Genomic DNA, 8223 nt, shown 5'->3' on the forward strand with positions numbered 1-8223 from the left:
AAATACTTATCGGTTCTTTCTCATATTGAAAAGACTTTACTTCTGCTTTTATATAATTCTGAGCAAAAAAGATGTTTGCAAAATAAAAAAACAAAACAGGGGTTAATACTCTTTTATTAACTTTCATATTACCTCCAAAGCTATAGACTTTTTTATTGACATATAAGTATTAAGAATCTCAACAATTAATAAAACATCTAAATTGCTTATGCGGATACAACCTAAAGTATTATCTACATATTTGTTTGCCCCTTTTTTATTATCCAAATTCGATTTTGAATATCCACCTCCATGAATAAGTAATCCTGCATCTTTTGATTTAATTATATTTCCTTCTTTATCTTTCCTTTTTCTCCAGTTTACTTCCCCATATTCATCAGTATATTGTTCCCATTCTTCAACCCAACGCCAAGCATTTGTTCTTATTTTATATGGACCATATTCTTTTTGGTATGATCTATATTCCCCTTTGATAAATTCTTGTGCCGAAATAAATCTGAGCGACATCATTAACACTAATAAAAAAATACTCCTTTTGTTTTTCATGTTATCTGACCTCCAGTGTAATAAAACCTTTGGTTTTAAGGTATAAACCATCTTAATTTTCCGTTTCTATGAACATTTCAATTAAATCTTCCTCTGTAAAATCCAAGAAATCTACATATAAAGTATTTTTGAATTTTTCCGAATCGATTTTATTTAATAAAATTCCTATAACAAAATTTTTTATATCTTTTTCTTTATAATTGTTAAAGTCATATTTATAGTTTTCCTCAAATCTTAAATTCAAAAGATTCATACATTCAGTTTTATTTGAATTAATAAAGTTAAAAATCGCATAGGATAAAATCATATCGTTTGTCAGCTGATTTTTCATTAGATACTTTTCATATACAACACTTAACTGACTAAGAAAATATTTTTTATCGATTTTTTCTCTAAAATACAAAATTACATAGAATTGTATTTCTTGTATGTATCCGCAATTCCATTTATGCGGACAGATTTTTATGGCATTATCAAAGAAGTTCAGGACTTTATCTATATCATCTTTTATATCGGGATAATTTAAATCATAATCAATTGTCTTTTCAAAATTCCAGCCGCTTTGTATTTGATTTTGTGCTACATTCGCACAAGAATATAAGAAGTAGGGCAATAGTATTACCAGTATTTTAAGATATTTCATTTTATTTTTTCTTTTTTTCTCTTATACCGAACAAAATAATGCTGAGAATCTTGATGGAGTATTACTCCAAACTCAAATTCCAATTCTATACTTTTCACTTTCGAAAAATCATATTCAAATGTGATATTTCCTAAAACCTTACCATTACCGGACCAAATAAATGACGTTTTGGGATAAGTAAAATTTTGTGAAGTAATGTTTTTACTATCAACAATCAAAGTAACAGAACCAAATACATCGTAATCATTTACTAGATTATCTGCAATAAATTTTCCCGAAGCAAAAATATTTAATTTATTATTCGTTATTACCGTTGAAATATTATAATTTGTTCCTCCGTTAGCACCAATATTTTCAAAAAAAATGAACTCCCATCTGTTTATAAAAAAACTTTTAATTTGTTTTTCAGGTAAATTTTCCGTTTTTTCTGTATATGTTTTATTTTGACCTTGTACTGTTAATTCATTGTTATACATAGTTTCCTTTTGTATAACAGTATCCGCTGCACTAAAGTCCACTCCCAACTCGTATAACTGCGATACTTGCCGGCTTAAGTCAACCATTTCATCAAGTTCGCTGTCGCTTAAATTGTCAAACTCTTTGGTTTCATATGCGGCACTTACCGCTTTGTTGTATGCTTCTGCTACGCCCAGTAACTCCATTGCTTCAGCAGAATAATTGTCGTGGTACACGCTGTATTGTTCTTGCAGAAAAATCAATTTTCCCTGTAAGCCGAACATTGTTTCGTGTATTGCCTTTATTGCAGGCTCTCTTGCCATTTTGTACTATCTCCCATTTCGCAGCTTTTCTTTGTCGGCGGCAGACAGGGTAGGCGAGTGCTCTGCCGGGGAGCGGGCTTCGGTGCGTCGTGTACTCTGTTTATGTCTTTTCTACCAAAATATTGATACATACATCGCTATACGTAGTGCCCTCATATACGTCCATGATCGTTATGACAATATCTCCACCTCGTGTTTGATTTTTATAATCTTCGTCCGTATACATGACTATCGTTTGTAAATCAGGCGTATCTTTTAAATCGACATATTTTACAATACCGGTTTTTTTATACTGAATTTTAAGTTTTTTCGGCCGTGCATTTTTTGTCCACAGCGCTCTGTTTTTTACCGAAACATAACCCGAACCGAGTATCAAAAACTCGCCGTACATATCGTGTATGGTCAAAGTTGCGCCGATGCCGTTTTTCCCGCCTGCAGGTACCCACGGCAACAGGATTTCGGTCGAAAGGTTTTCAACCGAATACACGGTCTTTCCTTCGCGCAGCTCCGAACTTGCGCGTATTTTATCTCTTTTATAAATAACAAACGGCTCTATTGCAGCTTTTGTATGCTCCGCCGAAATTACCAGTTCTCCCGTCTTTGCATCGTAAAAATAGCAGGCTTGTTCATTCGAAAGCAGTAAAAAATATCGCTTCACACCGTTACCGCTGATGGAAATATACGGCAATCCCTCTTCATAGCTCAATTCATAATGATATGTGCCGTCTTCAAATATTCTGAGCTGTCCAATTTCATTACGAATGAGCAATTCATTTTCAGAGATAAATCTAAAACCTGCAAAATCCTGAGTCATATATAAAATTCCGATTTCAGGAGTAGCAAATATATACAACTGCCCAATGATAAGATATAAAAGTATGTAAACGTATTTTTTCATTGTATTACCACCTTTATTGTATCTCCGTTTGTTTCTCCTATCTTAACGGTAGTATAAAAATATCGTTAATACAAGTGTCTTGATATTTTTCTCCCGGATATACGTCTTTTATGATGAGTTTGATCGTATCGCTTGCTGCAAGTGTCCTGTCTTTTAGCAAGTCCTGATATTCGCTCGTATCTTCGAGGCGGACATCTTTGTAAAAGGTATTATTTATATAGACGGAAAGTATTTTCGGCCGTGAGTTGGCATTGTATAAATCGGGGCGGGAATAATCGACATAGCCGATTGAAATAAATATTTTTTGTTTGCTGAATACTTCGGCATATGAATTGTTTTTTTTCAATGAAAACTCAAGCCGTTCTCCGATACCCTGTTCTTGTACGCCCTCGCACCATGGAGCGCCCCATACCGTACGTTTTTCGGGAAAATTACAGCCCATATCGTTTATCGAATAGCTTTTTGTTTTTTTTTTAAAAATGAACTTTGTTTTGCTTCGGTATCGTGTACATGATATTCCCACGTATCGTATGCATTTTTTGCGCCGTACAAACACGTACCGTCTTTATTAAGCAAAACGAAAAAATATTCATTCTTAAAAAATACGGCTTCCCGCTTCGTGCCGTCGCTTTTTTTTACTTCGAATTTTTTACCGTCAAGTGAAACATACTGTCGGTCGGATTCCGTATATCGTATATACGGTACACCGTTCTTTTCGATGGTTGAAAATGTGATTGTCTGATCATAGCTGTTATAACGGCTTCCGAGCGAGCGCTCTTGTATATGCAGCGTATTTTCATTGAGATAATACGTTGCATCCTTATCGCCTGCGGAAAACGTATATACATCGAATCCGGCAAATGAATTATCGTTCGCCGACCGGTTTTCTCCCGCATAGGCGGTCATTATAAAAAGAGCTGAAATCGAAAAAAGTACTGTCAGTAATTTTCTTGGATTCAGCATATTCATCTTACCGGCGGAACGCGCATATATACTATTCCGCTCATTGCGGTGTCGTCGTATTTGGTTCCCTTGTAAACGCTTTTTATTTCAAACGAAACGGTACCTTCCAACATACGCGCAAGTTGTAGTATCTGCGGCTCTGGGCTGTCTTTGAGCGTTATCGTTTCCGTAAACGTTCCGTTTCGGACAATCAATTCTTTTATGCGTGAATTCTTCAAATATAAATCGGGGCGCGCGGAATCTATAAACCCGTTTAAAAATAAAAACGTATCGGAACCGAAAGATACGTTAATAGTTTGCATTTCGCCGATGCCGCCACCTTTTGCGTCTTCGACCCAAGGATTTATTTCCAAATAATACCGTTTGTTTTCCCGATTATAGGAGACCTTTACGCCGTCGATTGTTTCGCTCAAAACCGAACTGAATGATTGATGCTGCGGCAGAAACAAAAACGGCGCCGTATAGCCGCGCACGATATCGCTGATAATATATTTTGATCCTTTTTCAAAACCCCATAAACAGAGCGTTGAATTGCAATCTTTCAATATGCAAACCTCTCCGGAACACAATACCAAATATTGCCGCACGCCCGTATGTAAATATAAAAAGCCGTCTTTTTCGGTAAATGTATACGGAGCGGTGTAGAGTATCGGTTGCGCCCGGTTTTCTTCATCGCCGCTGAAAACCGGTTCGGTAATTTCAAACGTGCCGTCCTTAAACAAAAAATAAAATCCGGGGTTTTTCAAATCGATAAAGTACCCGCTGTAAATATAGGTTTTATTTTCGAATGCGTATTTTTCAGCCTGAAGACTTAACAAGGAGAAAAGAAAGAAAAATATAAAAAAATATTTTTTCATAAATTCTGCCATTCTTAATCAATTTCTACTAGTGTTCTCTGGATTATATTCCCATAATCCAAGCCCCATTCAAATAATAGGGGAATACATTTATTCCAATTTCCATTTGCATTATTTCTTTGACCAACAAAACATCCTTCGCTTCCCCAATTATCAGTATCATGACCTCTCCACGGAACGGGATTATCAATAGTTGTCACATTCGCTTGCGCTATGTATTTTTTATCTACCAACTCGTGTAAAAAGCGTTCCCGGCGATGACATTATTCTTCCAAATACCCGCCGAAACACCAGCCTTTTATTCTTGATTTTATCGGTTTGCCGTCTTTATCTTTTGCGTCTTCCAGCACTTCCACTCTTACCCAATGCGATGTAATACCGTCTATTATCGTTTTATCGCCTCGTTCAAAAATCCGTACTTTCGTACCTTTTCCCATTGTTGTAATAACAGTAGCATTCGGTAAGCTTCCGTCACGTAAACGTAAATTTTCTTTGACGGTAAAAACATTATCAACAATCAACCGCTCATCATCATCAGTGATTTTCAACGTTTTGAGCATTGTTTCATATGTCGTTCTAAACCAACACATGCTCATCGGAAGCGTTTCAGCAGGATCGTGCAACAATATTTCATATAATTTAAATCGAGCATCTTCGGAAGCCCAACGGTACTTTCCTTCTCTTTTTTTAACAAACAACTGAGGATAGGCTTGCATCACAGATACGTCATACTTGTCATAATAATGAATACCGAGCGAAATAAGATAGCCGTTAATAACAAAATCCAAGCTATAACTAAAGTCGAGAGAAGAAAAATCATCGTCAGGATCTTTCCTATATGGAGTAAGCGACATTATTCCTTCACCGATCACATGTTCGGTATATACAAACCGATTGTAGGACGGAAAAAGATAGTGTGGCATTATACTCCCTCGATCCGATAAAATAATATACTTCGATGGGTATCGTTCAAAAAGAGGCTCAATATTTTTACGGTATATTTTATAATTATCTCTGTATACCTGATCAATAAACAACGTGCCGAACGCATCGGGATTATTATAGCGGAACTCCGATTCTTTCCATGCAAGACCGCCGACTTCTATTTTTGCACTGTCACTCCCGAATTTATCGAATATCGGAACTTCAAAAGTCACTTGCCTTACCGGAACGTAGAGCATATCTCCAGCGTCATTTATAAAAGCATCAGGTGAACGAATTTCCGTTTTCGTTGTACCAATTTTTCCGGTACATGACAATGTATTGCCAAAGCACAGTATAAAAATCAGTAGAGTTAATTTTCTCATATCAGTTATTCTCCTTTTTTTCTACATAATAATCAGCTCTGTTTTGTTTTATAAAATCAGCTGTAGGTTTTGTCTTTATTTTCCCATCATATGTATCATAAACTTCATAGCCGTCTTTATTCTTAATTCTATGGTTTACAAAATGCATCGGTACCGTATTTCCTTTAAAACTATCGACAAAATAAGAATCCGTTAAATCTGCTGCTTTATATCCCAACCATGCGGCAGAGTAGCCAAATTTTCCCCTAAACAATTTTTTACCTGATTTTTTTTCAGAGTGGTTTATCATAGCGTTTAAAGCAGGTGCTAAATCCTTAACATCTGCATCTTTCTGATCAATCCAATATTTGGGATTACCTTTTGGATTTTTTACTCCATTTTTTAATAGATCGCAGCCTTCTTCAAACGTAAGGATTTTTCCGGTCTCTTTTGTGTATTGCATGGAAAAAATATTCAAAATAGCCGTAGCATTGCACGCAGTGTCTTCAAATCCTTTTTCAAACCCGGCTTCCGGTGTAAACATATGTTGGGTAAATAAAGTAGGAGAGACGGTGGCATGTGTTGTATTATTTATAATTACTTCTACAATTATTTCTTTATGATCAAGTACTTTTGCAGTTTGTTTTCGTATATCCCATTCTTCCTTTGTGTATTCTATAAAATCAGCCGTAACTTTATATATGCCATCTTCCGGGAAGCGCAGTGTATATCTATCTTTAAACAAATATCCAATTGCATATGGTGGATTTAAATTGGTCACCCGTTGAAAAACACCGTTGACCATTTTTTCTACACCCCATACAACATCACGCTCTTTTGAACCGTCAAAAAATCCGGGTAATTCGGAGCATTCAAATATTATATCTTCATTATTCTTATATAAAACCAGCTTTCGGTTTTCAGCGTCGTAGTCTTTATGCCGTGCTCTTATGGTTATACATGTTCCGTCTTTATATACATTAAGGGATTGTATTTTTTTACTTTGTTCCAACTCAAATTGGCGCGCAAGAATTTTACATTTGTCAAGGAATGTTTGAATACCTTCATCGCTCAATTGTGCAAAATAATTTTCTTCCAGCTTTATCAAAGCTTTTTTTGCTATTTCCAAGCCGTCGAGTATCCTCTTGCCGTTTGTATTAACCGTTATACCCGAATCCTTTACGCCCTGTGCCATGTTTATAAACTCGGTTAATACATCGCGGATATGCATGTGTGCCTGTAGTCGTGTTATTTGAGCCAAGCTTCAAAACCTCCGTTTTTTTGTAAATCCATATACGTGGTAAGCAGTTTTAGCTTTTTTTTATCATCACGTTGCATAGCACAGTACTGTTCTATAAGGGTCTCCAGTTTTTCTTTTATCATATTGTGTAACCACGCTTCTTTTGATTTGCGGATTCTAAATGGAACTCCTTGTATTACTTTTGTTATCACAGGATCGCTTTCGTAATATTCGCTCTTTTCCGCATACACGGCTTCATTTTCCAACTCTTTTGTATCCGTATGTTTTTGTATCCTTTTTTCAGAATACTGTGCCACATGGGTCATCTCATGCGCCAACAATGCTCGTCCTTCTTCGCTTTCCGGCTTGTATGCTCCATTTCTAAAGTATATATCTGTTCCGATTGCAAGGGCAATTACATGCATTGCTCGAGTAATTTCATCTGCTTGTGCTCCGTAGTGAATGTGCGGTGTTTGCAATTCAGTATCATATTTTCTTTCAAACTCTTTTATTTGTACCGTATCAAGCGGGAATTCTCTGTCTTGTGTGTACAGGTACTCAAAAAATGTTTGTGTATTTGCTTGCTCGGTAAAACCGTCGTTATTGTCTGCTTTCGGAGCAACTGTCATCGGTTTTAAATCTTTGAGAGAATATCCTAAAAGCATTTCAAACCAATCAAAAAAATCCTTGCAGTGTTTATCTGCTGCCAGTACTTCATAGTTTTTGGCGCTCATAGTATATTCCCCATGTCAACGTCATGTTTCAGTGTATCCAGCAGCTTTTGTGTCGTAATGTCGGCTTTTCGCTGTGTTTGCAGGGTACTATCTATATCATCTTCATTCCCCTGCGCGTGTCCTATGTTGTGGAAAGGGCTTCGCACAAAAGCAGGGTCTTCTTTTGCCAACAGTTTTTTATCATGCTCGTAGTTGGCGTTTATGCGTGCCATACGCAGCTTTTCTTTGTCGGCGGCGGACAGGGCAGGCGAGTGCTCTGCCGGGGAGCGGGCTTCGG

General features: G+C 36.6%; 10 protein-coding genes and 1 pseudogene. All 11 read right to left on the reverse strand.

Annotated elements, in window-relative coordinates:
• Positions 1 to 123: 123 nt before the first annotated feature.
• A complete protein-coding gene (locus HMPREF9193_RS04550; protein WP_156882452.1) occupies positions 124 to 546 on the reverse strand; it encodes a hypothetical protein in 423 nt (140 codons plus the stop codon).
• Between the two features lie 52 nt (positions 547 to 598).
• Complete coding sequence (locus HMPREF9193_RS04555) at positions 599 to 1189, reverse strand: hypothetical protein (protein WP_021686903.1); 591 nt, start codon at positions 1187 to 1189, stop codon at positions 599 to 601.
• Positions 1186 to 1968: a hypothetical protein gene (locus HMPREF9193_RS04560; protein ID WP_021686904.1), complete on the reverse strand. Its 783-nt coding sequence runs from the start codon at positions 1966 to 1968 to the stop codon at positions 1186 to 1188. The genes HMPREF9193_RS04555 and HMPREF9193_RS04560 overlap by 4 nt, the downstream gene beginning before the upstream one ends.
• 100 nt (positions 1969 to 2068) lie before the next feature.
• A complete protein-coding gene (locus tag HMPREF9193_RS04565) occupies positions 2069 to 2866 on the reverse strand; it encodes an NADase-type glycan-binding domain-containing protein (RefSeq protein WP_021686905.1) in 798 nt (265 codons plus the stop codon).
• 37 nt (positions 2867 to 2903) lie between these two features.
• Entirely contained in the window at positions 2904 to 3308 is a 405-nt protein-coding gene (locus tag HMPREF9193_RS04570) for an NADase-type glycan-binding domain-containing protein (RefSeq protein WP_021686906.1), read from the reverse strand.
• A gap of 5 nt (positions 3309 to 3313) precedes the next feature.
• Entirely contained in the window at positions 3314 to 3829 is a 516-nt protein-coding gene (locus HMPREF9193_RS04575; RefSeq protein ID WP_169720448.1) for a hypothetical protein, read from the reverse strand.
• A 2-nt stretch (positions 3830 to 3831) separates the two neighbouring features.
• The gene (locus HMPREF9193_RS10730; RefSeq protein WP_156882453.1) at positions 3832 to 4686 is read right to left on the reverse strand and encodes an NADase-type glycan-binding domain-containing protein; all 855 of its coding nucleotides are present in this window, start codon (positions 4684 to 4686) and stop codon (positions 3832 to 3834) included.
• A gap of 263 nt (positions 4687 to 4949) precedes the next feature.
• Positions 4950 to 5993 (reverse strand): SH3 domain-containing protein, encoded by a 1044-nt coding sequence (locus HMPREF9193_RS04585; protein ID WP_021686910.1) that lies wholly within the window; start codon positions 5991 to 5993, stop codon positions 4950 to 4952.
• 1 nt (position 5994) lies between these two features.
• Entirely contained in the window at positions 5995 to 7233 is a 1239-nt protein-coding gene (locus HMPREF9193_RS04590) for a hypothetical protein (protein WP_156882454.1), read from the reverse strand.
• Entirely contained in the window at positions 7221 to 7946 is a 726-nt protein-coding gene (locus HMPREF9193_RS04595; RefSeq protein ID WP_021686912.1) for an eCIS core domain-containing protein, read from the reverse strand. Before HMPREF9193_RS04595 ends, HMPREF9193_RS04590 begins: the two co-directional genes overlap by 13 nt.
• Positions 7943 to 8223, reverse strand: a pseudogene (locus HMPREF9193_RS11280) (hypothetical protein); the annotation flags it as partial. The gene HMPREF9193_RS04595 and the pseudogene HMPREF9193_RS11280, both read right to left, overlap by 4 nt.

It is taken from the genome of Treponema lecithinolyticum ATCC 700332 (assembly GCA_000468055.1).
GTDB classification, from domain to species: Bacteria; Spirochaetota; Spirochaetia; order Treponematales; family Treponemataceae; genus Treponema_C; species Treponema_C lecithinolyticum.